21 protein-coding genes are annotated in these 26,360 nt (G+C 61.4%); 7 read left to right on the forward strand and 14 right to left on the reverse strand.

All coding sequences use genetic code 11. The features are described from left to right. Positions 1 to 179: 179 nt before the first annotated feature. From Q0974_RS04910 to Q0974_RS04920, 3 genes are all read left to right on the forward strand, one after another. The gene (locus Q0974_RS04910; protein WP_299323317.1) at positions 180 to 1,370 is read left to right on the forward strand and encodes an acyl-CoA dehydrogenase family protein; all 1,191 of its coding nucleotides are present in this window, start codon (positions 180 to 182) and stop codon (positions 1,368 to 1,370) included. Positions 1,371 to 1,419: 49 nt separating this feature from the next. Further along, a complete protein-coding gene (locus tag Q0974_RS04915) occupies positions 1,420 to 2,205 on the forward strand; it encodes an SDR family oxidoreductase (protein ID WP_299323319.1) in 786 nt (261 codons plus the stop codon). A gap of 126 nt (positions 2,206 to 2,331) precedes the next feature. After that, entirely contained in the window at positions 2,332 to 3,852 is a 1,521-nt protein-coding gene (locus tag Q0974_RS04920) for a class I adenylate-forming enzyme family protein (RefSeq protein WP_299323323.1), read from the forward strand. A 5-nt stretch (positions 3,853 to 3,857) separates the two neighbouring features. On the opposite strand, the gene Q0974_RS04925 is transcribed toward Q0974_RS04920, so the two are convergent. From Q0974_RS04925 to Q0974_RS04955, 7 genes are all read right to left on the reverse strand, one after another. Beyond that, positions 3,858 to 4,826: a TIR domain-containing protein gene (locus Q0974_RS04925; protein WP_299323326.1), complete on the reverse strand. Its 969-nt coding sequence runs from the start codon at positions 4,824 to 4,826 to the stop codon at positions 3,858 to 3,860. A gap of 75 nt (positions 4,827 to 4,901) precedes the next feature. Further along, positions 4,902 to 5,246 carry a hypothetical protein gene (locus Q0974_RS04930; RefSeq protein ID WP_299323328.1) on the reverse strand — a complete coding sequence of 115 codons (345 nt, stop codon included), beginning with the start codon at positions 5,244 to 5,246 and terminating at the stop codon, positions 4,902 to 4,904. An 87-nt stretch (positions 5,247 to 5,333) separates the two neighbouring features. Then, on the reverse strand, positions 5,334 to 5,825 hold the full coding sequence (locus Q0974_RS04935) for a hypothetical protein (RefSeq protein ID WP_299323331.1): 492 nt from the start codon (positions 5,823 to 5,825) through the stop codon (positions 5,334 to 5,336). Between the two features lie 75 nt (positions 5,826 to 5,900). After that, positions 5,901 to 7,118: a serine hydrolase gene (locus tag Q0974_RS04940; RefSeq protein ID WP_299323333.1), complete on the reverse strand. Its 1,218-nt coding sequence runs from the start codon at positions 7,116 to 7,118 to the stop codon at positions 5,901 to 5,903. 123 nt (positions 7,119 to 7,241) lie between these two features. Further along, the gene (locus Q0974_RS04945) at positions 7,242 to 8,528 is read right to left on the reverse strand and encodes an acyl-CoA dehydrogenase family protein (RefSeq protein ID WP_299323335.1); all 1,287 of its coding nucleotides are present in this window, start codon (positions 8,526 to 8,528) and stop codon (positions 7,242 to 7,244) included. 30 nt (positions 8,529 to 8,558) lie between these two features. Beyond that, positions 8,559 to 10,034: an MFS transporter gene (locus Q0974_RS04950; RefSeq protein ID WP_299323337.1), complete on the reverse strand. Its 1,476-nt coding sequence runs from the start codon at positions 10,032 to 10,034 to the stop codon at positions 8,559 to 8,561. Positions 10,035 to 10,041: 7 nt separating this feature from the next. Beyond that, on the reverse strand, positions 10,042 to 10,899 hold the full coding sequence (locus Q0974_RS04955) for an SDR family oxidoreductase (RefSeq protein WP_299323340.1): 858 nt from the start codon (positions 10,897 to 10,899) through the stop codon (positions 10,042 to 10,044). A 169-nt stretch (positions 10,900 to 11,068) separates the two neighbouring features. Here Q0974_RS04955 and Q0974_RS04960 point away from each other — a divergent pair, with 169 nt between their 5' ends. The 4 genes from Q0974_RS04960 (at position 11,069) to Q0974_RS04975 (ending at position 15,646) form a co-directional block, all read left to right on the forward strand. Then, a complete protein-coding gene (locus Q0974_RS04960; protein ID WP_299323341.1) occupies positions 11,069 to 12,268 on the forward strand; it encodes an acyl-CoA dehydrogenase family protein in 1,200 nt (399 codons plus the stop codon). Between the two features lie 151 nt (positions 12,269 to 12,419). Then, positions 12,420 to 13,559, forward strand: a complete 1,140-nt coding sequence (locus Q0974_RS04965) for an acyl-CoA dehydrogenase family protein (protein WP_299323343.1) — start codon at positions 12,420 to 12,422, stop codon at positions 13,557 to 13,559. A 29-nt stretch (positions 13,560 to 13,588) separates the two neighbouring features. Continuing rightward, on the forward strand, positions 13,589 to 14,749 hold the full coding sequence (locus Q0974_RS04970; RefSeq protein ID WP_299323345.1) for an acyl-CoA dehydrogenase family protein: 1,161 nt from the start codon (positions 13,589 to 13,591) through the stop codon (positions 14,747 to 14,749). 102 nt (positions 14,750 to 14,851) lie between these two features. Continuing rightward, positions 14,852 to 15,646, forward strand: a complete 795-nt coding sequence (locus tag Q0974_RS04975) for an SDR family oxidoreductase (protein WP_299323347.1) — start codon at positions 14,852 to 14,854, stop codon at positions 15,644 to 15,646. Positions 15,647 to 15,702: 56 nt separating this feature from the next. On the opposite strand, the gene Q0974_RS04980 is transcribed toward Q0974_RS04975, so the two are convergent. The 7 genes from Q0974_RS04980 to Q0974_RS05010 all read right to left on the reverse strand — a co-directional run bounded on the left by Q0974_RS04980 (position 15,703) and on the right by Q0974_RS05010 (position 26,204). Continuing rightward, on the reverse strand, positions 15,703 to 16,095 hold the full coding sequence (locus Q0974_RS04980) for a PaaI family thioesterase (protein WP_299323350.1): 393 nt from the start codon (positions 16,093 to 16,095) through the stop codon (positions 15,703 to 15,705). Continuing rightward, positions 16,092 to 16,568, reverse strand: a complete 477-nt coding sequence (locus tag Q0974_RS04985) for a PaaI family thioesterase (protein WP_299323352.1) — start codon at positions 16,566 to 16,568, stop codon at positions 16,092 to 16,094. The genes Q0974_RS04980 and Q0974_RS04985 overlap by 4 nt, the downstream gene beginning before the upstream one ends. 7 nt (positions 16,569 to 16,575) lie before the next feature. After that, complete coding sequence (wecC, locus tag Q0974_RS04990) at positions 16,576 to 17,808, reverse strand: UDP-N-acetyl-D-mannosamine dehydrogenase (RefSeq protein ID WP_299323355.1); 1,233 nt, start codon at positions 17,806 to 17,808, stop codon at positions 16,576 to 16,578. Next, positions 17,798 to 18,916, reverse strand: coding sequence for a non-hydrolyzing UDP-N-acetylglucosamine 2-epimerase (gene wecB, locus Q0974_RS04995; RefSeq protein WP_299323358.1), 1,119 nt, complete (start codon positions 18,914 to 18,916; stop codon positions 17,798 to 17,800). The genes wecC and wecB overlap by 11 nt, the downstream gene beginning before the upstream one ends. An 87-nt stretch (positions 18,917 to 19,003) precedes the next feature. After that, a complete protein-coding gene (locus Q0974_RS05000; RefSeq protein ID WP_299323360.1) occupies positions 19,004 to 21,064 on the reverse strand; it encodes a glycosyltransferase family 4 protein in 2,061 nt (686 codons plus the stop codon). Between the two features lie 66 nt (positions 21,065 to 21,130). Further along, a complete protein-coding gene (locus Q0974_RS05005) occupies positions 21,131 to 22,795 on the reverse strand; it encodes a GSCFA domain-containing protein (RefSeq protein WP_299323363.1) in 1,665 nt (554 codons plus the stop codon). 172 nt (positions 22,796 to 22,967) lie between these two features. Further along, entirely contained in the window at positions 22,968 to 26,204 is a 3,237-nt protein-coding gene (locus Q0974_RS05010) for a rhamnan synthesis F family protein (protein WP_299323365.1), read from the reverse strand. Between the last annotated feature and the right edge of the window lie 156 nt (positions 26,205 to 26,360).

The raw sequence follows: 26,360 nt of genomic DNA on the forward strand, positions 1-26,360 counted from the left end.
TATCCGGCTTTGGCAGACGGCCTAGCCAATCGTGCCATCTGCGTCACCCCGCCGATTTCGGTCCGAAGACATGGCCAAGCCTGCGCTAACCCAAGCTGAACGCGTCGCGATGGCTTGACCTTGCCCGCCATTTCCCCGACAATTGACGTGAACGTAAAGCAGCGCATTTTCAGGAGAGCATGATGGCCGATGTCGAACCCCTAGACGCCTTCCGGACGGAGGTGCGCGACTGGCTGGCGGACAATTTCGATCCCGCGCTCAAGGGCCGTCACAATCCGATGGGTATGGTGGACGGACCGACCGACATGTCGCCGGATATGGTGAAATGGCGCAAGGCGCTGGGCGAGCGCGGTTTCGGCACGCCGACCTGGGCGAAGGAATATGGCGGGGCAGGACTCTCCTCCAAGGAAGCCGCCATTCTCGACGAGGAAATGCGCAAGATCGGCGCCTATAATCCGATCGGCGGCCTGGCGGTCGGCATGTTTGCGCCGACGCTGATGGAATATGGCACCGAGGAGCAGAAGCGGAAATGGCTGCCGCCGCTATCGGACGGCTCTCTCCGGGGATGTCAGGGGTATTCGGAACCGAATGCCGGGTCCGATCTCGCCAATGTGCAGAGCTTTGCCGAGGACAAGGGCGATCATTACGTCATCAACGGCCAGAAGACCTGGCAGTCGGGCGGCCAATGGGCCGATTTCTGCTTTGGCCTGTTCCGCACGGACAAAGAGCACAAGCATGACGGCATCACCTTCCTAATCGTCGATATGGATCAGCCGGGCGTCGAACGCCGTCCGATCAAGATGATCTCGGGCCTGTCGCCTTTTTGCGAAACCTTCTTCACGGATGTGAAGGTGCCCAAGGAAAATCGCGTCGGCGAGGAAGGCAAGGGCTGGACGATCGGCAAGCGCCTTTTGCAGTTCGAACGTGCCGGCATTGGCGGTGGCGGGGCGCGCGCGATGATGCGCTCGCTGGCCGATCACGCGAAGCAATATGTTGAGGTCACTGAAGAGGACGAGATTGCCGACAAGGAATTGCGGCTTAAGATCATCAAGCACGAGATGTCGGTGCGCAATTTCATGGGTACGGTCGGCCGCGCCCAGCGCGAGGCGCGCGAACAGGGCGGGCCGAGCGCGACCAGTTCGGTCCTCAAAAATGTTGGCGCAAAACTGGCGCAGGAACGCACCGACCTGATGGTAGAAGTCATGGGCATGCAGGGCCTGGGCTGGGAAGGCGAAGGCTTCGACAAGGACGAGCTGAAGACGACGCGCACCTGGCTCTGGAACCGGGCCGTTACGATTTACGGCGGCTCGACGGAGATCCAGAACAACATCATCTCCAAACGCGTGCTCGGGATGCTCGACCACCAGTAATCGGCGGTCTATCCATCCCGGTCGAGGCACTTGGCCGGGAGAATCGCGAATGAAACGGCTGGACGGGAAGCTGTGCCTTGTCACCGGTGCCGGACGCGGGATCGGCGAAGCGATTGCGCGCGCTTTCGCAGCCGAAGGCGCGGACGTCATCGTGACCGACAAGGACGGGGCGAGCGCGCAAGCGGTTGCGGACGATATCGGTCGCCAATGGCTGCGTCTGGATGTCGGCGAGGAGGCCGACTGGCAAGCCTGTGCCGATGCGTTTCCCGCGGTCGATACTGTCGTCAACAATGCCGGCGTGACGGGTTTCGAAGAGGGTATGAGCCCGCACGACCCCGAACATGTGAGCCTCGAAGATTGGCATGCTGTCCACCGCGTCAATCTGGACGGGACGTTTCTCGGCTGCCGCTACGCCATCCGCGCCATGCGCGAAAAAGGCACGGGTTCGATCATCAACATATCCTCGCGTTCCGGGATGGTCGGTATTCCGGGCGCTGCGGCCTATGCCTCGTCCAAGGCTGCTATACGCAATCACAGTAAGACCGTTGCGCTCTATTGCGCGGAGCAAGGGCTAAACATCCGCTGCAACTCCATCCATCCGGCTGCCGTGCTGACCCCGATGTGGGAGCCGATGCTCGGCGACGGGCCGGATCGCGAAGAGCGGATGGCCGAATTCGTCGCCGATACGCCAATGCGGCGGTTCGGTGAGCCCGAGGAAGTGGCGGCGTTGGCCGTGCTGCTGGCGAGCGACGAGGCGGCCTATATGACGGGCGCTGAGTTGACTATCGATGGCGGTTTGCTTGCCGGTTCGGCGGTCGCGCCGTCGCGCGACTGAAATCGAACAGTATCGTCATTCCGGACTTGATCCGGAATCCAGGGCGGTTAGGCACATTGCTTGTTGCCCGAGATTCCGGATTAGCGACCCATCGGGAGCCGGAATGACGTTTGAGAGGAGCCTGGCATGACGACCGCCGCCGAGATGCTGCAAAGCGAGTTCGCATCCTATGCCGATGTTGTGTGCGCCCATGCGACCGAACGGCCGGACGATATCGCGGTTGTCGCGGGGGACAGAAGGCTGAGCTATGCCGCGTTCGATCGCTATGGCGACCGGATTGCTGCCGGGCTTCAGCGAGACGGAGTCCAATCGGGCGAGGCGGTGTCGATTTGCGGCCTCAACGGCTGGGCCTATGCGGTGCTCTGGCTCGGCATATTGCGAGCCGGGGGGACTGTGGCGCCGCTCGCGCAAAGTTCAACGCCCGAGGCGCTGGCGCTGATGGTCGAGGATTGTGGCACGCGGCTGCTCTTCGCCGACCAGTCGATCCTCGATACCCTGACGCTGCCGGACGGCGTGACGCCGGTGACGCTGGACGACGATACGGCGTTCGAAGCCTGGCTGCCGGAAGAAGGCGCGGAGCCCGAACCGGTCGAGATCGATCCCGAACAGGGCTTCAACATCATTTATTCGAGCGGCACGACGGGCACGCCCAAGGGCATCGTCCATTCGCATCAGATGCGCTGGCGGCAGGTGACGGCCTTCGGTGGGCTGATCTTCACGCCCGCGACCGTCGCGCTGCTCTCGACGCCGCTCTATTCGAACACGACGCTGGTGAGCTTCCTCCCCTGTATCGGCAATGGCGGCAAGGCGGTGCTGATGCAGAAGTTCAAGACAACGGAATTTCTTGAACTCAGCGAGCGTGAAAAGGTGACGACGGCGATGCTTGTGCCGATCCAGTATAAGCGGCTGATGGCTGAGCCGCGTTTCGACGATTACGACCTGTCCTCCTATCTGATGAAATTCTGCACGAGCGCACCGTTCGCGGCGGAGCTGAAGGCGGACATTCTGAAACGCTGGCCGGGCGGGCTCGTCGAATTTTACGGCATGACCGAAGGTGGCGGCAGCTGCGCGCTGCGCGCCCATGAATTTCCCGACAAGCTCCATACGGTCGGCCAGCCTATGCCGGGCCATGACATCCGCCTCATCGACGAGCAGGGCAAGGAAGTACCGCAGGGCGAGATCGGCGAAATTGTCGGGCGCTCGGGTACGATCATGAAGGGCTATCACAACCGGCCCGAACAGACGCGCGACACCGAATGGTATGATGAAGAGGGCAACCGCTTCATCCGCACCGGCGATGTCGGGCGGTTCGACGAAGACGGGTTCCTGACGCTGATGGATCGCCGCAAGGACATGATTATTTCGGGCGGATTTAATATCTATCCCAGTGACTTGGAAGCGGTTGTTATCGAGCATCCCGAAGTCGACGAGGTCGCCGTGATCGGCGTGCCGAGCGAGGATTGGGGCGAAACGCCGGTCGGTGTCGTCGTCGGGCCGCGCGATGCCGAGGCGATCAGGGACTGGGCCAACGCGAAGCTCGGCAAAACCCAACGGCTTGCCGCCGTTCATATCGTCGATGAATTGCCGCGCAGCGCAATCGGTAAGGTATTGAAGCGCGAATTGCGCGAGAGCCTGAAGCTCGGCTGATCGCGTTACTGCGCCGGGTCGCGCCCGGATTCGATGGCGTCGCTGACGCCCTGCATCGCGCCTGCAATATCGTCGAGCGCGTCTGCCTGCGACCGGACCGCGTTTTCGGCACTGGCTTCGCGTGCGATCCGCTCGTCCTCGCTCAGGATGCGGATCCGCGATTCATGCATGTACCCGCGCGTGCCGTCCGCGGCCATGATCTCCCACCAGTCGGCGACCTGCTCGCGCGTCGAGAACATCTCGCCGTCCGAAATGGCGCGCAAGACAGCGGCGCCCCGCGCCGGCGCGTTGCGCATATAGGTGAAGCCGTCCGGATCGTCGATCACGGCGCGCAGCGGGAATTCCTCCACCGGTTCTTCCGCGTCTTCGGCGGCGATCGCTTCCTCTCTATTCTCTTGCATAGCCGGCTTTTCCCGATCCGGCAGCCACAGAAACAGCGCGACGGCGATCGTTGCGCCCAGCGCAACGATGCCCGCGATCAGCGGAAGGCGGTTCGATCGAGCGGCGCTGTCTGCTTCGGCCCATACAGGCTCCGGCGGCGGCGCGCTCGGCATGGCATAGGCGGGCTCGGCAGCGCTGTTCGGCGGACCGCATAGTTCGGTCAGGCTTTCCCGGATCTTGCGCCACCCCGAATGATCGTCCTGGCCCTGCCAATCGTCTAGCATCACGCACTGAATCTGGTTGAAGGGCAGGGGCGGCGGCGTGTCGTCGAGCGCGCTCTGGATCAGTTTCTTCTGGTTGCGCGCGATATCGGCCTCGGCCCGCACCCATTCCGATGCCGCCGCGCTTTTCGACCAGACGACGATCGCCGCCTTGGCCACGCCGATCTTCTCCGTGATCACATCGCCATAGGATTTGTGCGGCGGTAGTTCCTCATCCCACCAGACGGCATAGCCCAGAGCGGCGCATTTCTCGGCGAGCAGCCGGACCTTGGCCCGGTTTTCGCGCGAATAGGAGATGAAGATATCGACCATGATGCTGGATCAAGAATAGCGCCTTGCCGCGATGACATAAAGCAGCCCGACCGGGAATCGAAGAAAGCGCCGAGCTTACCCTGCGTCCGTCATCCGGTCGCAATTGAGGCGCGGCGTGCCGCCGGCATCGGTCGTATAGCGGCATTCGACCGTGATCTCGTTGCCGCTCTCGGGATCGCGGATCGTCGCATTGCCGATATAGCGGGCGCCGTCAGGGGCCAGTTCCATCGTCACGTCGGTGACCTCGGCGCCTTCCGCTTCATAGGCGTCGCGCACTGCGTTTTCGACCAATGCGCGGTCCCGCTCAGCGCTTTCTTCTGCGGCGGTGGCGGCCGCTTCTTCAGCGGCCTCCGGAGAACCGCACGCGGCCAACAGCAAGGCGGCGGCGAACAGCGATACGGTGCGAAAAGGGGCGGTCATGGGCATCCTCGATAACTTCGAAAACGCCCTAACCGATTCTGCGCGGGATTTTCCAGTGCGGATTGCGCCGGACCGGGCATGTGCGTCTTACGGCGCGCACTGCCAATTCGCATCGCCATCGGCGAGATCGACCGTACAATCGTGGCGATTGCGCTGGCCGGTCTGCGGGTTGGTATAGTCGACATGGCCGGTATAGCTGGTGTCGCTTTCGGACGTCAGTTCGGCGTAGACTTCTTGCGCGCCGCGTTCCTCATAACCATCGACGATCATCTGGGCGAGGTCGTTTACACGCGGATAGCATCGCCAGGACGCTTCGTTATTCTCGACCGGTTCGACCGAGCATTCGAGTGTGCGCTGGACATCGTTCTGCTGGGGAACGGTATATTCGACTTCGCCGATATAGCCGCCCTCTTCGGTCTCTTCGAGCGAGACCGCGATATTCTCATATCCTTCGCCCTCGTAATTCTCGACGATCGATTGTTCGATATCCTCCAGACTCGGTCCGCCAAAGCTGAATTCGCAGCCGGTCAGCGCCAAGGCCATCGCCGTTGCCGTGACGATCCCGAAAGTCCGTTTCATATGCATGCCCCCTTCGATTCGCGCCCTTTTCGAAATCTGCGGCAAAGCATTAGCTGAGTCAAAAGCGGAAGCGCGTCAGGCCAGTGCCGAATAGATGAGCGTCTTGAGTTCCCGGCGGATCGGGTAGGTGTTGGACGGCTGGAGCTGGGTCATGAAAACCATCGTCAGATCCTCGACCGGATCGACGAAAAAGGCGGTCGAATACATGCCCCCCCAATAAAATTCGCCGGCTGAGCCGGGCATCATCGACCGCGCCGGATCGAGATTGACCGCGAGGCCAAGGCCGAAGCCGGTGCCCGCATTTTGCGTCTCGCTGAACATGGCGATCGACATATCGGCGAGGTCGCGGCCGCCGGGCAGATGGTTCTGCGCCATCAGCTCGATCGTCTTGCGGCCGAGGATGCGGGCATCGCCGAGTGAACCCTTACCGAGCAGCATGCGGCAGAAACGATGATAGTCGGCGCTCGTCGAAATCAGCCCGCCGCCGCCCGAGAGCAGCTTGGGCGGCCTCGACCAGATGCTCTCCTCCGCCCGGTCGAACATCACCGGCTCTTTCGGCGTCCATGTCCAGCAATCGCCGAGCCGGCCGAGCTTGCTTTCCGGCACGGTGAAGAAGGTGTCGTCCATGCCGAGCGGGGCGAGGATATGGTCCGCGAAATAGGCGTCGAGCGTCTGCCCAGATACGCGCTGGATCACGGCGCCGAGCACATCGGTCGAGACTGAGTAATTCCAAGCCGTACCCGGCGAGAATTCGAGCGGCAGCGTTCCAAGATCGGCGACGAAGCTATCGAGATCGTGATTGCCGTGCCACTTTTCGATCTTCCGGTCCCGATAGGCGAGGTCGATATTGGAGCGGTTCTGAAAAGCGTAGGTGAGGCCCGATGTGTGGCGCAGCAGGTCCACCATCCGCATCGGCGCCTCGGTTGGCGTGGTGGCGAACGGGACTTGCGCGCCGCCGCCTGCATAGACGCCGAGCCCCTTGAACTCGGGCAACACGCGATGGACCGGATCGTCGAGCGCGACCTTGCCCTGTTCGACAAGCTGCATAAAGGCGACCGAAGTGATCGGCTTGGTCATCGATGCGATGCGGAAGAGTTGATCGTCGAGGAGCGGTGCGCCATCCTCGCGCGCTATCCCGCCAGACGCGAACAGCGCGATATCGTCGCCCCGGCCGATCGTCAGCTGGAAATTCTTCATCTTGCCGCTGGCGATGTAGCGCTCGTTGATGAACTCGGGGATGTAGCTCAGGCGGTTGGGGATGAAACCCAGCGCATCAGGATCGGCGGTTTGCATGATCGCTGCTCCCTCCTCATCCGTCATCCCAGCGAAGGCTGGGATCTCAGGCAACTATGCGGAACAGTCCCGCCAGAAAGCCCGAGATTCCAGCCTTCGCTGGAATGAAGTGAAACATCATTTCTAACGCGTGACGCCGATATCGCCGCTGCTCATCGCGCCATCATCTTCGGTCGGCGCATGGCGGCCGAATTCCCAGCGGGCGATGGCGCGGGCATGGACTTCGTCGGGGCCGTCGGCGAGGCGCAGCGTGCGCTGGCTCGCATAGGCGCGGGCGAGGCCCGGATCGGTTGTGACGCCGGCGCCGCCGAACGCCTGGATCGCGTCGTCGATGATATCGAGCGCCATTTGCGGGGCGGCGACCTTGATCATCGCGATCTCGTTGCGCGCCGTCTTGTTGCCGGCCTTGTCCATCATGTCGGCGGCCTTGAGGCAGAGCAGCCGATTCTGCTCGATGCCGATCCGCGCCTTGGCGACGCGCCATTCCCAGATCGAGTGATCGGCGATCGTCTTGCCGAACGCGACGCGCGACTGGAGACGCTTGCACATCTTTTCGAGTGCTTCTTCCGCCACGCCGATTGTGCGCATGCAGTGATGGATACGGCCCGGGCCGAGGCGGCCCTGCGCGATCTCGAAACCGCGGCCTTCGCCGAGAAGCAGGTTCGACGCCGGCACGCGGACATCCTTGAGGATGACCTCCATATGGCCGTGCGGCGCGTCGTCATAGCCGAAGACGGGCAGGTGACGTACGATCTCGACGCCTTCGGCATCGGTCGGCATCAGGATCATCGACTGCTGCTGGTGGCGCTGCGCTTCGAAGTCCGTCTTGCCCATGACGATCGCGACCTTACAGCGCGGATCGCCGAGGCCGGACGACCACCATTTGCGGCCGTTGATGACATAATCATCGCCATCGCGCTCGATCTTCGTTTCGATATTGGTCGCGTCGGACGAGGCGACCTGTGGCTCGGTCATCAGAAAGGCGGAGCGGATTTCGCCGTTCATCAGCGGGCGGAGCCACTGCTCCTTCTGTTCGAGCGTGCCGTAGCGATGGAAGACTTCCATGTTGCCGGTATCGGGCGCCGAGCAGTTGAAGCATTCGGACGCAATGCCGACCCGGCCCATTTCCTCGGCGCACAGGGCGTATTCGAGATTCGTGAGCTGTTCACCCTCAAACTCGAACGTATCGTCGACATGCGTCTGGCCGGAATGGGGCGGCATGAAGAAGTTCCACAGGCCCTTGGCTTTCGCCTTTTCCTTCAGCTCTTCGAGCGTATCGCTCGTGCCCCAGCGATTGTCGGGCGGGAACTCGGCGGCATAGTCATCGACACGCGGCCGGACTTCCTCATCGATAAAGGCTTTGACGCGGTCGCGGAAATGGGTCTCGCGGTCCGAAAGGTTGAAATCCATGAAGAGTCTCCTTGATAATCCGAATTCAAATCACATCGTCGCTTCGCCGGCCGCGCCGCGCATGCGTGCGATGCGCGCTTCGTGGTCGGCCTGATCGATCGGGAATCGACTGACGATGGCCGCTGCCGAAAGCGCTAGCACGGTAATGATGCCCGTATACACCATCGCGAGATTGTTGAGGATGGATTGCGGCACCTCGCCCGGCGTTGCGCCGATCGGGAAGGATACGAGTGCGATGATGCCGGCGGTGATCGCGATCCCCATGCCCGATACGCATTTCTGGACGAAGAAATTGCCCGCGAAGAATATGCCCTCGTTGCGCTTGCCGCTGCGCTCGGCATCGTCCTCGATCACATCGGTCAGCATCGAAACCTTGAGGATCAGGCCGGATACCAACAGCCCGCTGCCGAGCGCCATGAACAGGACGAGGATTGGCAGCAGTATCGGGTCGCCATTTTCGGGCATGATGCCGAACACCCGGCCCAGATAGGCCGCCGGGGTGAACACGATCGACGAAAGAATGAAGATATAGGCCGCGCGGCGCTTGCCGATCCGTTTCGAGAGCCAGGCCGAAGCGACCACCGCGCAGGCGATGCCGGCGACGAGGCCGATCACGAACCAGGCGAGCGCCGCCGAGTCCAGCTCCCAGAAATAGGTGATGAAATACATGAGCAGGCCGAGATTGAGGCCGAGTGTGGAATTGGCGAACAACGTGCACAACATCAGGATCTTGAAGCCGGGATTGTTGAACGAGCGGAGGATCAGCCGTAGCTCCTCGCGCAGCGATTGGCGCTGATAATTGTTCTTCGGCAGATATTTGATCTCGCTATGCGTGCCCATGCCCGCAATGATGATCACGCTCGCCATGATGACGGCGCCAATCAGTGCGAAACTTTCATAGCCGGCCGGGTTGAGCTGACCGTCCGGATAGCCGGGGGCGGGCACCAGCAGAAACGCATAGGTAATGAGCAGCATCGATGAGCCGCCAAACCAGCCGAAGAAAAACCGCAGCCCGTAGAGCCGCGTGCGCTCATGATATTCGCTGGTAAGCTCCGGCCCGAGCGAGGCCATCGGCACCTCGAAGAAAGACATGCTCGCGCGCACGAGAAAGGCTGCACCGAAGATGAAGAAGAACATCTGCCCGTCGGTTAGCTCGGGTGGATTCCACAGGAATATAAAGCACAAAGCCGCCGGTATCGCGGACCCGTAGAGAAACGGATGCCGCCGGCCCCAGCGCGTTTTCAGATTGTCGGAGAGATGGCCGATCAGCGGATCGTTGAAGGCGTCGAAGACAAGCGCGCAGAGCAGGGCGCTGCCGACGATTGTCGCGGGCACGCCGATCACCTGATTGAAATAGAAGGTCAGCAGCAGCGCGAAGCTGAGGTCTTTGATGCCGAAGGCGATGGCGCCGAAGCCGAAGAAGAATTTCACACGGGCCGGCACATGCCGTTCCAGCGGAACGGAGGCATTGCCGGCAGGGGCGTCTGGCTGGGCCGTGTCGCTCATCGGCTGGCTAGGCGGTCCCTTCCAATTGCGCTTGCGCTTCGATTAGCTCCAGCAGGCCGGGCGTATTCTCGTCCCAGCTATGGCGATGGCCGACCGTGATCCCGCCATCGACGGTCAGATCGGTCCCGTTCACGAAACCGCCATCCTCGGAGCAGAGATAGAGCACCGCTTGCGCGATATCCTCCGGAGCGCCCGAACGGGATACCGGCTGCGCGATCGGCGAGACCATGCGGATCGCCTGATCGACGCGCTGCGCCTCTTCCGGCTCGTTCTTGTAAGCGTCCGCGAAAATGTTCGTCATGATGAAACCCGGGCTGATCGAGTTCACCCGGATATTGAACTTGGCGAGTTGTGCTGCGGAGAGCTTCGAGAGATGCCGCACCCCGGCCTTGGCCGTCGCATAGGCGACCGGACCCCAGCCGGCTTCGTGCGCATTGATCGACGAGGTGTTGACGATCGCGCCGCCGTCCGGATTTTTCTTCATATGATCGACGGCGTAGCGCGTGCCCATGGCGACCGCGCGCAGCAGCAGGTTCATCGTCGAATCCCATGCCTCCGCCGTCATCTCATCGATCGTCTCACGCGCGCCGCCCGCGCCCGCATTGTTGAACAGGATATCGATCCCGCCGAAATGTTCGGCGGCATTGTCCATCAGACTCTTGAGATCGTCGACATTGCAGACGTCCGTCGGCTGGAAGGCGAGGCGGTTATCGAAGTGCGCATCGGCCGCCATCGCATCGCCTGTTTCGGCGTTGAGATCGCCCATCATCACCTGCGCGCCTTCGGCGATGAACGCTTCGACGGTCGCCTTGCCGATGCCCGAAGCACCGCCCGTGACGACCACGCGCTTGCCTGCGAATCTCATAGCGTTCCTCTCTTGGCCGAAAGGCTAGGGCAAAGCGATGACGCCCGAAAGCCCGTTGCGACCGAAAACTTTTTCTTGTGGCTTAGCCGAGTATTGACGTAAACGTAAAGCAAGATTCGCGCTCCCGCGCCCGCGGGATTAGTATGGCGAAGACCGATAGGAGATTGCGATGCCCGACCTCGAAAGTTTCCGCAGCGAGACCCGCGCCTGGCTGGAGGCGAATTGCCCGGCCGAGATGCGCGAGCCGGTGCGCGATGAAGCCGATATCTATTGGGGCGGCCGCAACGCCACGTTCAAAAACGACGCGCAAAAGGCTTGGTTCGAAGCCTGTCTGGAGAAGGGCTATACGGTGCCCGAATGGCCGACAGACTATGGCGGGGCAGGGCTTTCCCCGGCCGAAGGCAAGGTTCTCAAACAGGAAATGGCGCGCATCAAGGCACGGCCGCCGCTCTCCAGCTTCGGCATCTGGATGCTCGGGCCCGCGCTCCTGCATTTCGGCACCGAGGCGCAGAAGCAGCGCTTCTTGAACGAAATCGCGCGCGGCGAAATCCGCTGGTGCCAGGGCTATTCGGAGCCGGGCAGCGGGTCCGATCTCGTCAGCTTGCAGACCTTCGGCGAAGACAAGGGCGATCACTGGGTCGTCAACGGGAGCAAGATCTGGACCAGCTATGCCGACCAGGCCGACTGGATCTTCTGCCTTGTCCGCACGGACAAGGCAGACAAATATCGCGGCATCACCTTCATGCTGTTCGACATGGCGAGCGAAGGCGTGTCGACCAAGCCGATCCTGCTGATCTCGGGCAGCTCGCCCTTCTGCGAGACCTTTTTCGACGATGTGCAGGTGCCCAAGGATTATGGTGACGGCGTCACCGGCTATGTCGGCGAGATCAATCGTGGCTGGGATGTCGCCAAATATCTGCTGGGCCATGAGCGCGAGATGATTTCGGGCATGGGCGGCGGTGGCGGCATGGGCTCGCTCGGCAAGGCGGTAATGCCGAGCCTCGGCGAGGACGCTATGGGCCGTCTCGACGATCCGCTGTTGCGCGCGCAGCTTGCCGAGCTCGATGTCGAGGCGCTCGCCTTCAAGGCGATGGCCGAACGTTTCATGGACGAGCTCAAGGCCAAGAAGAACCACCCGGCGACGCCCAATATGATGAAATATGCGGGGACCGAGCTCAACAAGCGGCGGCACGAGCTGATCATGGCGTCGGGCGGGTCCGAAGCGCTGGAATGGGACAGCGAAGCCTCGAACGGCGGCGCAAAATCGCGCGACTGGCTGCGGACAAAAGCGAACAGCATCGAAGGCGGCACGAGTGAGGTCATGCTCAACGTGATCTCGAAGCGGATACTCGAGCTGCCGGACGCGTAAATTTTGAGCCTCTCTCCCCTTGCGGGAGAGAGGTTTGGAGAGAGGGGTTCGCGAAGCGATCTTGATCTCGGCGGCATCGAACCGCCTCGGTCAACCCTCTCTCCCTAGCCCTCTCCCGCAAGGGGAGAGGGCATGACTGGAGAGACCTGAAATGCCCCTTTATCACGACGATGACCAGACGATGCTGCAGGACACGGTGCGCCCCTTCATGGCGGCCGAGGGCAGCATCGAAACGCAGCTCCGCCATTGGCGCGACCGCGAGTGCAAGGACGGTTTCGGCCATGCGCTGTGGAAGCAGTTTGCCGAAATGGGGTTCGCCGGGATGCTGGCGGGCGAAGAGGATGGCGGGCTCGGCATGGGCCATGTCGAAGCCGGGATCGTGCTCGAAGAGATCGGCCGTAATCTGACGCCGTCTCCTTTCCTGACGACCTCGGTGGTCGGCGTGACTGCGCTCAATGATGCCAGCAAGGATATGCGCGATCAGTGGCTGCCTGGCATTATCGCCGGAGACACGGTGCTCGGCATCGCGATCGACGAGGGTGCCAAGTTCCGCCCCACCCATATCGCCATGCAGGCCGAGCGGTCCGGTAACGGTTTCAAGCTCAACGGCAGGAAACAGTTCGTGATTCAGGGCGCATCGGCCGATATGCTGATCGTCGCCGCGCGCACCGGCGGCAGTGTCGGCGAGACGAACGGCATCACGCTGTTCGCGGTCGAGAAGGATGCCGCCGGGCTTTCGGCGGAGGCCGCGCGCCTCGTCGATAGCGCGATGGGCGCGCATGTTGCGTTCGATAATGTCGAGGTGACTGCCGACGCCGTGATCGGCGAGGTCGATCAGGGCTGGGACGTGCTGACCAAGATGCTCCATGCCGGGCAGACGGGCGCGGCGGCTGAGACCGTCGGCGTCGGTGCGGGCGCGATGGACATGACGGTGAACTATCTTAAGGAGCGTAAGCAGTTCGGCCGCACCATCGGCAGCTTCCAGGCGCTCCAGCACCGCGCGGCGCATCTCTATAGCGAGATGGAGATCGCGCGTTCCACGGTGCTCAAGGCGCAGCAGCTGCTCGATGAGGGCGACGAGGGCGCGCCGCTGATGGTCTCCGTCGCCAAAGCCAAAGCGAGCCGCGCGGCCAATCTTGTCGTCCGCGAAGGCGTGCAGATGCATGGCGGCATCGGCATGACCGATGAGTACGACATTGGCCTCTACATGAAGCGCGATCGCGCGCTGGCCGAATTCATGGGCGACGCCAATTATCACGCCAATCGCGTGGCGGAGATGAATGGGTATTAGGACCGGCCATTGAGGACAGGGGAATAGCCATGGCGCTCGATCCGGAAACCTTCGATCAGCTGCTCGAGACTATCCGCCGCTTCGTACAGGAGCGGTTGCGCCCGCTCGAAGGCCAGGTCGAGGCTGATGACGCTATCCCCGAGGATGTTGTCGAGGAAATGAAAGCGATGGGGCTGTTCGGCCTGTCGATCGACCCCGAATATGGCGGCATCGGGCTGACGATGAGCGAAGAGGTGCGCGTCGCCTTCGAGCTTGGTGGTACCACCCCGGCCTTTCGCTCCACCTTCGGCACCAATGTCGGGATCGGCAGTCAGGGCGTGGTAATCGCGGGCACCGACGAACAGAAGGCCGAATGGCTGCCGAAAATGGCGAGCGGCGAGGCGATAGCGAGCTTCGCGCTGACCGAGCCGGATGTCGGATCGGACTCGGGCGCGGTGAAAGCCAAGGCTGTGCGCGCCAAAGATGAAAAAGGGGGCGATGTCTACCGGCTCTCCGGCACGAAGCGCTACATCACCAATGCCGACAAGGCCTCGGTCTTCACCGTCATGGCGCGCACCGGCGAGGAAGTGGGCGGACGCGGCGTTTCGGCCTTTCTCGTCCCGCGCGACTTGCCCGGCTTATCGGTCGGTGAACCGGAAAAGAAGATGGGCCAGCAGGGCGCCAAGGTTTGCGACGTCAATTTCGATGATGCGCCCGTGCCCGCTGCCAACCGGCTCGGCGCGGAAGGCGAGGGGTTCAAGGTCGCGATGCAGGTGCTCGACCGCGGGCGACTGCATATCAGCGCGGTATGTGTCGGCATCGCGGACCGGCTCATCGCCGATTGCGTCGCTTATGCGACCGAGCGCAAGCAGTTCGGCCAGGCGCTGTCCGAGTTCCAGCTCATTCAGGCGATGATTGCGGACAGCAAGGCGGAAAGCATGGCGGCCAAGGCGCTCGTCCTCGAAGCCGCGGCGAAAAAGGATGCGGGCGAGCGGATCACGCTCGAAGCGGCGGCCGCCAAATATTTCGCCAGCGAGATGGTCGGCCGGGTTGCGGACCGCGCGGTACAGATTCATGGCGGCGCGGGCTATATCAATGATTACGGCATCGAGCGCTTCTACCGCGATGTGCGGCTGTTCCGGATCTATGAAGGCACGAGCCAGATCCAGCAGCTGATCATTGCAAGGGAAACGATCAAAAACCGAGGATAACGTCATTCCAGCGAACGCTGGAATCTCAGGCTCTTAAACGCCGGCGTTTCCACAATTTGCCAGAGATCCCCGCGTTCGCTGGGATGACGAAGGAGAAGAATAATGGATATCGGGCAACTTTTCAGCCTCGAAGGGCGCACGGCGCTGGTCACCGGTGGATCGCGCGGCATCGGCAAGATGATCGTGCAGGGCCTGCTCGCGGCCGGATGCCGCAAGGTCTATATTTCGGCGCGCAAGGAAGATCAGATCGCCGCCGCTGTCCAGGAGCTGGGTGAGAAGGTCGTCGGCATTCCGATGGACATTTCGACCGTCGAAGGCTGCAAAGGTCTTGCCGCCGCCATTGCCGAGCATGAGGACAAGCTCGATATCCTCGTCAACAATGCGGGCGCAGCCTGGGGCGAGGATTATCTGAGCTTTCCCGAAAAGGGCTGGGACCGGGCGATGGACCTCAACGTCAAATCGCCCTTCTTCCTGACCCAGGCGCTGCACCAGTTGCTCGTCAATGCGGCGAGCGCAGAACAGCCGGCCAAAGTCATCAACATCGGCTCGATCGACGGTATGCGGCTCAATCCGTGGGAAACCTACAGCTATCACGCATCCAAGGCCGCGATCCTGTGGCTGACCAAGCGGATGGCGGCACGCCTGATCAAGGACAATATCATCGCGACGGCGATTGCGCCGGGCGCTTTCGCTTCGGACATGAACAAAGCGGCGCGCGATGCTGGCGACGCTGTCGCGCAGTCGATCCCGGCGAAGCGGATCGGCGAAGCGGAAGATATGGCGGCGGCCGCCATCTATCTGGCGAGCCGCGCGGGCGACTATGTGATCGGCGAGACGCTGACGGTCGATGGCGGTCTTGTGCACGCCGATGCGCGGACGAGTATCGCGGGAGAGTAACTCGTAAGAATTTCGCCGGTGCGGCGCTCGACCGCAGGGTCGAGTCCAAAAAGACTCTACTCCCGAACCAACAGGAAGTTCATACGCGCGGCGGCGATCGGCTTGTCCTCGCTTTCCTGCCAGGCGAAGCTTTCGACATTGGCCATGCGTTGGCCGAGCCGGGAAATGGTCGCGGCTGCATAGGTCAGTCGCTCGCGTCCGCCGCGCATGAAATCTGTCGTCACCGTGATCGGCTTGGTCTGCGGCCGCGGTTCTTCTTCGCCCAACGCATCCCAGAGGGTCGCGAAGGCGGCGATCTCGAGCAGGCCCGCGATCGCGCCGCCGTGGAGGAACTTCGGCCGGCCTTGTACATGCGGGCCGAACGCCATGGTCAGCACGATCCGGCCGTCATCGTCGCGCGTCGGTTCGATGCCGAGCGCCTCGGCATAGGGCGGCAGCGTCAGCGTCATTGCGGTGCCCCCAGGAACATGAAGGTGCCGGTGACATTGGCGATCGGGCTGTCGGCATCGCCGTCATGCGCATAGCCGCGCACGAACGCGACATTGCGGGTATGTTTGTAGCATTCCATATGGCCCGTCACCCGGTTGCCGACCTTGGCGGGGCGGAGATAATCGACGCGCAGGTCGATGGTGACGGTCTGCAGGAACTTGCCCGTCGTCAGCATCACGCACATGCCCGACGCCATGTCGCATAGGCTGATGATCGGACCCGAGGCGAGGATACCGGTGCGCGGATCGCCGATCAGCTTCTCGTCATAATCGATCGCGAGCTCGACCCAGTTATCGGCGTTCGCGACAAACTGGACGCCGATCAGGCCGTTATGGCTGTGCTGGTTCAGCATCTCGAAAAAGGCGCGCGGATCGATCTCGCCCGCCGTTATCTTCTTGCGGAGCTCGATGATGTCTTTCTGATCGGGCGGCATGGTGCGGCTATCTCCAAAGCCCGACGGTATCGATTACCGTCTTGCCGTCCGCATCCGCCGCGCGATTGCGGAACGCCTTATGGCCGACGAGCAGCACGACGATATCGGCCTTGGCCAGCGCCTCCTCGAAACCCGCGAGCCGGATGGAATCGTGCCGCCAGAGTTTCTCCGGCAGCGCATTCACATGCGGTTCGACGGCGCAGATTTCAAAGCCTTCTTCGGCGAGGCCAACGGCGATATCGATCGCAGGACTCTCGCGGAGATCGTCGACATCGGGCTTGAAGGCGAGGCCGAGGCAGGCCACCTTCTTCGATCCCGTTTCCGCCGCCGCAGCGCGAACTTTCTCGAGAACCGTTTCGGGCCGTCCATCATTCACGCGCCGCGCTTCGGCCATCAGGCCGGTCAGATCGCCATTGTTCGAAATCAGGAACCAGGGATCGACCGCGATGCAATGGCCGCCGACGCCCGGGCCGGGGTTGAGAATATTGACGCGCGGATGCCGGTTGGCGAGCCCGATGGCCTCCCATGGATCGAGCCCATGCGCTTCGGAGATATTCGCGACCTCGTTGGCAAAAGCGATATTCACGTCGCGATAGGCATTCTCGATCAGCTTCACGAGTTCCGCCGTTTTGGCGTCCGTCATGTGAATCTCGCCGCGCACGAAGCTCGCATAGAGATCGCGCGCGCATTCTGAATCGGCCGGCGTCAGTCCGCCGACGATACGGTCGTTCTGCACGAGTTCGCGTACCATCTGGCCGGGCAGGATACGCTCGGGGCAATAGGCGAGGGCGACGCTGAGCGTCTCGCCATCGACAAGATCGGGCCGAGCCTCGCGGATGACATCGGCGACGGACTCGGTCGCGCCCAGCGGGCTCGTCGATTCGAGGATGACGAGATTGCCCTCGGCCAGCACCGGCGCGACCGATCGCGCGGCGGTTTCGACATAGGACATGTCGGGCGACTTATCGTCACGGATCGGCGTCGGTACGGTGATGATGAAAGCGTCGGCGGGTTGCGGTTCTGTATAGGCGGTCAGGCGGCCGCTGCTGACGGCGCCGCGCACCAGCATGTCGAGATCGGGCTCGGAGAAATGCGCGCGGCCCTCGTTCAGCTCTTCGACGATATGCGGGGTGACGTCGCAGCCTTTGACCGCGAAACCGGCCGAGGCCAGCGTCGCGGCGGTCGGCAAGCCGATATAGCCGAGCCCGACGACGCAGATGGTTTCGAATTCACGCGGCATGTTTCATCGCCTCTACTATGTGCGCGGCCGCAGTGCCATCGCCGAACGGGTTTTTGATCGCGCTAACGCGTGCATATTCCTGCTCGTCGTCCAACAGCGTCGCCGCGGCGCTGACGATCCGGTCGATGTCCGTGCCGACAAGCTGACAGGTGCCGGCCTCTATCGCCTCGGGCCGCTCGGTGACGTCGCGCGTGACAAGCACCGGCTTGCCGAGCGACGGCGCTTCCTCTTGGATGCCGCCGGAATCCGATATCACGAGATGCGCCCGGTCCATCAGATAGACGAAGGGCAGATAATCCTGCGGCTCGATCAGATGCACCGCGTTGGTGTCTGCGAGAACAGTATTCGCCGCGCGCTGAACATTTTCGTTGAGATGCACGGGATAGACGATCTCCACATCGCCACGCGCGGCCAGCTGCGCGAGCGCCTGGCACATGCGTTCGAGCCCGCCATCGAAATTTTCCCGACGATGGCCCGTCACGACGATGAGCCGCTTGGTGGCGTCGAGAAAATCGAACTGCGCGTCTAACGCCGCCTTTTTCGCGCTATCGGCATGGATATCGCCGACGACAGAGAGCAGCGCATCGATCACCGTGTTGCCGGTAATATGGATATGTGTGGGATTAGCGCCTTCCTTGCGCAGCGCTTCGCCGGCGGTTTCGGTCGGCGCGAACAGCCAGCGCGAGACAAGGTCGACGACCCGCCGGTTCATTTCCTCGGGCCAGGGGGCGGAGAGGTCGCCGGTGCGCAAACCCGCTTCGACATGGCCGACCGGTATCTGAGCATAAAAGGCCGCCATCGCCGCCGCCATCGCCGTTGTCGTGTCGCCATGGACGAGCATCGCGTCGGGCTTCTGTTCGGCCAGAACGGTCTCAAGCCCGGTCATCGTTCCGACGGTCACATCGGTCAGCGATTGCTCGGCTTTCATGATATCGAGATCGATATCGGGCGCGATATCGAATAGGGACAGCACCTGATCGAGCATGGAGCGATGTTGCCCGGTAACACAGACGATCGTTTCGAAGGCGGGGTCGGCGCGGAAGGCCTTGACGACGGGCGCCATCTTTATCGCTTCGGGGCGCGTGCCGAAGACTATGATAATCTTCATGAATGTCCCCAACCCGGGCGGTTTCCGCCGTGCAAATTCCCTAAACTCCCCTAGCGGAAAATGCCTAAAGCGGAGCTAACGGCGCAGTCAACGGGCGGAACCGAGCGCGGTGCGGATGGCGCTAACATCGTCCGGCGCATCGAAATGCGTATCGACGAGTTTGCGCAGTTTTTCGGCGGTTCGCGCGTCTTCGCCTTCGGCCTGGCGATAAACCGTGCCGACTTGTTCTGCGATCTGCGCCCAATTGCGCTCGGTTCGCACAAAATCGCGCGCGGCTTCGCCCAGCCGTGCGCGCAGCGTTTCGTCGCCGATTGCCCGGTGCAAAACGGCGCGCAGGCTCTCCACATCGCCCTTGTCGAAAATCAGGCCGGTACGCTCATGGTCGATCACGTCCTGCAGCGCCCGGACGCTCGAGCCGATCACGGTCTTGCGCATCGCCATCGCTTCAAGCGGTTTCAGTGGCGATACGAGTTCGCAGACTTCGAGAGGACGGCGCGGATAGGCGCAGATGTCAAAAAGGGTGTAGAGATTCCGCGCCGTTTCGGGCGGCACGCGATCGACGAGGCGGATATGTTCCGCCATGCTGAGCCGTTCGATCTGCCGTTCGAGATCATATTCGATCGCACCGGCTTGCGTGCGTTTGGCCGCATCCGCCCCGACGATGAGCAGGCGAATGCGCTCGTCATCCTGGATCAGCGGCGCGGCGGCATCGACCAGCAGGTCGATCCCCTCATAGCCGAGCATCGCCCCCATATAGCCGATCACGATATCGTTCGGGCCGACGCCGAACTGTGCCGCCAGATCGGCATCCGGCGCGTGTGGCGCGAACAGGTCGGCATCGACGCAGTTCGGGGCGAGCGTGATCCGGTCGGCATCCACACCCATCTCGACGAGCCTGTCGCGCATCGCTTCGTTTAGCGTAAGCACCTGATCGGCCATGGCGAGCACCATGGTTTCGAGCGCGTCGTCGCGCTGACCTTGCAGGCTTTCGGAAAATCCGAGCTCGCGCGCATCCCGCGTGATCGACCAGAAACTGCGTACCTCATAAACGAACGGCAGACCGAGCCGGCAGGCTGCGATGGCGGCTGGCAGGCCCGTCCAGAAATTGGTCGCGGCATGCACCAGCCCTATCTCATTCGCCGCAAAGGTTTTTTCGAAATAATCGGCGGCGTCCGCGATATAGCCATAGGCGCGTCCGCGCCGGCCAAAACCGTTTTCGAAACGGTACCGCACTTCATCCACCTGTTCGGTGTCAGGCGTTCCATCGGGCGATGCTTCGCCGTCGCTCGGAAAGCCGGGCCGGGCGAAAGCGATCAGCGGCTGGCCGGTCTCGACGATAGCGCTGGCCAGCGCATGGCTGCGCATCGCATAGCCGCCCTGCGCATGTGGCTGCGCATTGTGCAGGCAATAGGCAATCGTCGTGCCGCGCGCCGGCGTGCGCGGCCGTTTTGCGGCGATATCCCGCAATTCGCCGGCAAGATCGCAATAGGCCAGCAACTCCTCCAGATGCGCGCGGAACGGACCATCGGCGAGGTCGGGCTTTGCAGCCAACGCCGTTTTCGCCGCGGCTATGGCGCCTGTATAATCATATGCATTGGCCTTGGCGTAAGAGAGTAGCCGGGTTAGATTTGTCGACTGCCGAATCGCCAGCGCGGCATTCAGCAGATCGACTTGGATCTCTGCAAAGCCAAGGCTGCGGGCGACGGCCGCTCCACCGCGGGCAAGATCGAAATTATGGGTGTCCGACAGCGCATCGCTGCGCGGTTGCGCCGGCCGTGTTTCGCTCGAGATGTCCCCGAGCATCTCTGCAAGCGCATGCCTCTCGGCCTCGGAACCCGTGACCCATTCGTCCAACGGATCGGGCAGCGTCCCGAAAAGGCATGTTGTATCGTTTTCCCCGTGCAACCCGTCGAGACGGACCGGAGTATTCGACGCTTCCACCAGCCAAGTCCAAATATGGCGACCATCGGCAAGGGTGCGGCGGAAATCCATGCTGCCGGGATCGGGCGTAAGAGACAGGTCGTCAGCGCCATTGGCGATAACCGTGACCCACATCCAGCCCTTGCGCGGCCCGCAGATCGTAATCGCGCCGTCTTGCACGGCAATGTCGCGCCGGCTCATCCGGTCGGCGTCGTGCAATTTCACCATATTCGGCGGCATTCCGGGTTGCCCCTTATGCGCCAGGATGCCGATCGGCGAAGTTCGATCGCGTTTCTAGCGTTTTTCATGGTCGAGCGCGCGCTTGATCCGCTGCTTTATCTGCCGAATCTGTCGGAGTTGCCAATCCGATTTCCCGCTTACCCCCCGGATCATCTTTTGCGCTTCCTCGTTGCGTCCCAATTCGTGAAGACATGCCGCGCAGTAAATCACGGTCGCGATATGCCGATCGGGCAGGGTGGCGGCCGGGAGCAGCCGATCGATTGCGGCTTCGTAGTGCCCCATAACATGCAGAGCGCGGCCGATCCTCGCCTGGGCATAACCCGTGTTGCGCGGCTGGAACTTCAGCCACTCCTTCTCAATCTGCAACAGCGTAGATTCGGACTTCATCGCGATGGCGGCTTCGACATAGGCCTCCCAATGATCGGTTTCTTTCAGATCGCTGAGGCACAGGGGCCGAATGAAATTCCTTGCGCGTGCGGGTTTTCCGGAGGCTATCATGCTGCGCGCGGCAAGAACCTGCATCGCCGGACGCCTATCTTTCCGCGCGAGGCCGATTACCTCCGCAGGGCGCTGGGTCTCGTAAAGGAACTTCGCATATTCCAGAGCGAAGGCCGGCGATGATTTTGCAGCGCCGGAATGCTCCTCAAAGAACTCCCCGTCCCCCGATGCGCGTGCTTCCCGTGCCCGTTCCGCCAGCAGGAGCGCTTCAGCCGGTTCCGCCGGTTCGATATCCACTTCGGTCAGGATTGCGGATGCCAGCGTTTTGTTTCCAGTAAAGGCGTTAACCATTCGCTCGACATTCAGCGCGATCATATCCTTGTTTACATGGACGAAATCTTCGGTCCATGAGAAATTCCTGTCGCTCAGCGATACGGTTTCGAAGCTCGGAAAGTAGGAAACCCTCGGGTCTTCGGCGATGATCTGCTCGGCCACCGCACGCAGCACGGATTTGGAATATGTGTTGGCGGCGATGACGTCGGTCGGCCGGTGGGTAGCCACCATCGGCACCGGCGAAACGGTGAGAATGACGGAGAGATCGTCCTTGGCATTGGCAAATGCGATGTCGAGCGCCTGGCGAAGATAGGTATGGCATTCTTCGAAACTCAGAACATGCAGCGCAAATCGATCGGGATGCTTCTCGAGTATGGAGGGGAGCGGGCCGGTGTTCAGATAGGTTTGGGCTTCCGTATCCCACCACAGCTCGACGAGGCCGAGCGTCATGATCATGACTCTGCATTCCGCGAGGGTGCGGGTTGCGTCGATCAGGCCCTTTCGGCGTTGCCGCACGGTCTTGAGCGCCGCGGGCCTGATGCTGTTGACCATGTGCAGATCGATATATCTGTTCTTCCCGACCTCGAGGATACTCTTCTCTTCGTCGTAGATTTTCTCGCCAAAAGCCCAGGCAAATTCGTTGAAGATCGACGGCGTACCGAAATTGTTGACGATCTCTCGCGGGAGGCCTTTGAAACTAGGCTGCTCGAAAAGTTCGCGGATGGGTATACGGAATCCGCGCCGGATCAGTTCGCTCTCCACATTGCGTGCGAAACAGGAGCCGATCGTGAATATCTTCTCGCCAGGCGTCAGCTGAAAAGGGACGTCGAAGGCGGGATTGGCGATCGGTTCGACCCGGTTCTCGGTATTGCGCGATCCCCAGGTCGCATATTCGTTTTTCTTGCGAATTCGAACCGCTTCGCGGCCGTCAAGCGAGATTAGTGGCATAGAATGTTTCAGACTTTCCCGAACGCGACCTCTGGCGATCGACCCGGCACCTTATGTTACGGCGCATCTGTCCGATATTGTGCTTTGCGGCAAATGGAAACCCATCAGTGACTTGGCGTGCTCTTATCGCGACCAGCGCAGTACGGTTCCCGCCCGTTGCGCAGTCACCGCATCAGATCCGCTTCACATCCGAATTTTTGAGGAAAACGCTATCCAGATCACTCAATACGGTCACCGCCGGCCATAGGCGCTCGATCGCGTGATATATGGTTCCGTCATTTGGAATCGGCTCGTTCGGCCAACCATAATCGTCGCCGAACAGCGCATTCATCCGTCGGACGACCGAGGTTTTCGTCCAGAACATATTGCCCACGGGAAACATCACCGGGCTATCGGGTAGGGGACGGCCTAGCAGCGTCTCGAGTAGAGGAAGCTGGCGCCGAGATGCCTCCCAACCGACGATATGCGGGTCCATCGCCGTTACGAGGCCGGTCGCACGATCCGTAATCTCGCCAAGCGCGGATGACACGTTGTTCTGATCGCCGAGCAGTATCTCCATCAGGAAACGGTGCCACTGCGCGCCGCCGCTCGCGGAACCGATCGACTGTTTCTGGTGCAGGTGGCACCAGATCGCCGCGTCTGCCAGCGACGGTTCGCTGTCGATAAGCTCCATGAAAGGCAGGATGTCGCGTCCGCGATTGGGCACCACGCGAATCTCCGGATCGAGACCGGCACTGTCTGCAATCTCCTGGATTCTCGCAGCTTTCGAATCTGTGTCGGTCGTAAAGACTAATCGGCTGGTATCTTGCAAGGCGCGATAGCTCTCCAAATCTTGCGCCAGCGAACCGACATAATAGGCATGCATATGAACTGCGAAATCCGGCGCTGCGTCCTTAGCCGTGGGCGCTTCGGCGAGCTGCTCCACGATTCGCGAACGGGCATGCATCCACTCGCCTTCGTCTTTCAGCGCTTGCTCAGCTTCCTGCTGATTTCGCCAGATCATGCGGCGGCCAAGATGCCAGATCTTGGCGCGCTCACGCGCTCGCAATGCTGTATGTTCGTCATCTCCAGCGAAGAGGACTGCCACGTCGAATTCGCCATCGCCTTCTGCGCTGTGGCCGCGCGCATCGACGGCGGCGTCTAGCCTGGACCGGATCACGGTGAAGGGCGGCGCCTCATGTTCGCCGGTCACGGTTCCGGTTGGTTCGATCGCGCCACCCGCGTCTTGCAAAAGTTCGGTCTTGGTCGGCCGGGCCAGCAAGCGTCTACAGGCCGTATATGAGTCGCCATAAGGGACGGTTTCCAGCAAGGGCGATTGCGCATAGGTCTCGTCGCAGAATCCCGAGGCATTCTCGAACATGATAACGGGATTGGCGAAGCGGATTGCATCGAAGACCACATTGGGCAACGGGTCGAGCCGCGAACTCAAGAACATCGCGTCGGCCGCCTTGCACACGTCGAAATAATAATCGCCGGCGGGCAGGAAGAAGAGGTTGCCGTCCGGATCGTTGGCGCCGGCCTGTTGCATCTGGAAATCGAGCCAGGCGCCGAACTGGATATCCTCATGATTCTGCCCGTCGCCGATCCAGATGAAAACGGCTGACGGATCGATGTCGCGAGCATGCTGCGACGCGACGATGAACAGATCGGTGCCCTTGCGCATCTGCGCTTGCCCGGCGCCATAGATCACGCGTTTGCCGGTAAGGTCTGCGCCAATGATCCGCGATACGCGTTCGCGGGCCGCCGCGAAATCGCTCGCGCTCAGCTTGGGATCGGGCAGCCGCTCCTGCGGAATGATATAGGAGTCCCGATCCACATCGAATTGCGTGTCCTCGAAAACGCCCGCCCATGAATCCCGCACGCTTTCGGATGAGAAGGCGAGGGTGTCGGAGTAGAGCGCGGCGATCTTCGTTTTGTAGTATGGAAAAGTGTAATGCTTATATTCGTGGATATAGCAGCCGAAGGGAACGCCGCGCGCGACCATTTCGCGAATGAAGGCGAAGCTCTCCACTGAATTGAGAATGGCAAAATCGGCGGATTCGAGAGCGGGGTGCTCGAAATACTGAAAATCGGCGGCTGGATTTTCGGTGACTATCACAGCCGAACTCGTGGCGGCGAAATCGTCCAACAACGAGCCGTCGCGGAGCGACAACGCGACGACATTGCAGGTCTTGGTAGCCTCCTGCGCGAGTTTGAGCGCGACGGCAGGCGCGCCTGTCCGCGAAAAATCATGGCTGGCGATCAGGCATGTCGGGCGGTCGGGGTCGAACAATTGCTCCCCGTCGATCATGTTTTCACGCAGCTGTTTGAGGCTGAACCGGCCTTCGGTGAAGCCATAGGACAGATAATGCTGCCAGGCATCGAGACCCGGCTTGTCGATATCGGAGTAGGTTTCGCGATAATATTTTGCGGAGAAGTCCGAGACTTTCCGATCGACCGGTTCGCCAAGGCCGATCAGTTCAAAGGCGAGTTCGGCGGCATGGGGAATGTCATCGACAATGGCCTGGGCAAGCGCTTCGTCCCGTACGAGCTTCGAAATTTTGCCGTCCAGATTGGATATGGTCGACCGGGCGAGATGATAGCGGTTCGGCGGCCGGCCTTCGCGCCGACCGATCGTATCAAAATGCTCCTTTGCGGTGAGAATCTCGAGGTCCCGATAAGCACGCTGATAGAAGTCGATGTCGAACCGGAAATTCGGCCTACGATCGTATAGCTCCGCGCCAATGTAGTCTCGCCAGATAGCGTCGAGGTGCCGGCGGTCTTCGTCCTTCTCCTCTATCCGGCTCGTTTTCGCATTTTGCAGGCAATATTGCGACAGGGGCGAGAGCCCGCTCGCCGCGTCATATTCAGCCGATGCGATGAAGGCATCGTTGGCGAATTCGGCGTTCGGATCGCGGCCGATCATCCATCCGAGCATCAGATAGTGCTGGATCGGATAGTGCGGCGCCGCGCCCATCTCGAACTGCGCGCAATAATGCTCTTCGTCGAATGCGTAACGGATCAGATCGGTTTCGGGATGTGTAGTGGTGAGGCGCGCGGGCCTGTCGCGCATGATCGTCCGCTCGATCTCGAAAGACTCCTTCGGCGGATCGACGATATTCAGAAGAAAGCCGAGCCTCCGATTATCCTGCGCGCCCGGATTATCGAGATACTCGCTGACGAATTGCAGCGTGATATCGCCATCGACCGTATGGATCGGCTCCATCGCGTGAAGCTTACCACGGTGCAGTTCGACATGGTGAACCGATTGCCCGTCGAAAATGGCTATCCGCTTATTCTCCGGCCAGTCATCGGCATTGGGTATGTACAGGTTGATGCTGATCTCTTCGCAGCCCGTGACGCGGATCGCGCCTTCGGTCTGCAGCCAGCCATCCTTATGCCAGTTCCAAGCATCGATTTTCAGCGCCAAGAGACTCTCCGGGACACGATGGGCATTGGGCGGGCCGTCTGCGCAAAACAACGGAATGTGCTAGTGACTGCCCCTGGTCGCGGGGAAGTATCCTGCTCGGCAGAGACACGCAATAGACCGAGACTATTTCCGTAGCCGGATCGCGGCGACGCTATT

This window comes from Parasphingopyxis sp. (genome assembly GCF_028279465.1).
In the GTDB taxonomy this organism is placed as follows: Bacteria; Pseudomonadota; Alphaproteobacteria; order Sphingomonadales; family Sphingomonadaceae; genus Parasphingopyxis.

Bases quoted from the DNA above. Each gene is read 5' to 3' on its own strand.
- Q0974_RS04910 (WP_299323317.1), top strand. From the start codon at position 180: ATGATGGCCGATGTCGAACCCCTAGACGCCTTCCGGACGGAGGTGCGC.
- Q0974_RS04915 (WP_299323319.1), top strand. From the start codon at position 1,420: ATGAAACGGCTGGACGGGAAGCTGTGCCTTGTCACCGGTGCCGGACGC.
- Q0974_RS04920 (WP_299323323.1), top strand. From the start codon at position 2,332: ATGACGACCGCCGCCGAGATGCTGCAAAGCGAGTTCGCATCCTATGCC.
- Q0974_RS04925 (WP_299323326.1), bottom strand. From the start codon at position 4,826: ATGGTCGATATCTTCATCTCCTATTCGCGCGAAAACCGGGCCAAGGTC.
- Q0974_RS04930 (WP_299323328.1), bottom strand. From the start codon at position 5,246: ATGACCGCCCCTTTTCGCACCGTATCGCTGTTCGCCGCCGCCTTGCTG.
- Q0974_RS04935 (WP_299323331.1), bottom strand. From the start codon at position 5,825: ATGAAACGGACTTTCGGGATCGTCACGGCAACGGCGATGGCCTTGGCG.
- Q0974_RS04940 (WP_299323333.1), bottom strand. From the start codon at position 7,118: ATGCAAACCGCCGATCCTGATGCGCTGGGTTTCATCCCCAACCGCCTG.
- Q0974_RS04945 (WP_299323335.1), bottom strand. From the start codon at position 8,528: ATGGATTTCAACCTTTCGGACCGCGAGACCCATTTCCGCGACCGCGTC.
- Q0974_RS04950 (WP_299323337.1), bottom strand. From the start codon at position 10,034: ATGAGCGACACGGCCCAGCCAGACGCCCCTGCCGGCAATGCCTCCGTT.
- Q0974_RS04955 (WP_299323340.1), bottom strand. From the start codon at position 10,899: ATGAGATTCGCAGGCAAGCGCGTGGTCGTCACGGGCGGTGCTTCGGGC.
- Q0974_RS04960 (WP_299323341.1), top strand. From the start codon at position 11,069: ATGCCCGACCTCGAAAGTTTCCGCAGCGAGACCCGCGCCTGGCTGGAG.
- Q0974_RS04965 (WP_299323343.1), top strand. From the start codon at position 12,420: ATGCCCCTTTATCACGACGATGACCAGACGATGCTGCAGGACACGGTG.
- Q0974_RS04970 (WP_299323345.1), top strand. From the start codon at position 13,589: ATGGCGCTCGATCCGGAAACCTTCGATCAGCTGCTCGAGACTATCCGC.
- Q0974_RS04975 (WP_299323347.1), top strand. From the start codon at position 14,852: ATGGATATCGGGCAACTTTTCAGCCTCGAAGGGCGCACGGCGCTGGTC.
- Q0974_RS04980 (WP_299323350.1), bottom strand. From the start codon at position 16,095: ATGACGCTGACGCTGCCGCCCTATGCCGAGGCGCTCGGCATCGAACCG.
- Q0974_RS04985 (WP_299323352.1), bottom strand. From the start codon at position 16,568: ATGCCGCCCGATCAGAAAGACATCATCGAGCTCCGCAAGAAGATAACG.
- wecC (WP_299323355.1), bottom strand. From the start codon at position 17,808: ATGCCGCGTGAATTCGAAACCATCTGCGTCGTCGGGCTCGGCTATATC.
- wecB (WP_299323358.1), bottom strand. From the start codon at position 18,916: ATGAAGATTATCATAGTCTTCGGCACGCGCCCCGAAGCGATAAAGATG.
- Q0974_RS05000 (WP_299323360.1), bottom strand. From the start codon at position 21,064: ATGGTGAAATTGCACGACGCCGACCGGATGAGCCGGCGCGACATTGCC.
- Q0974_RS05005 (WP_299323363.1), bottom strand. From the start codon at position 22,795: ATGCCACTAATCTCGCTTGACGGCCGCGAAGCGGTTCGAATTCGCAAG.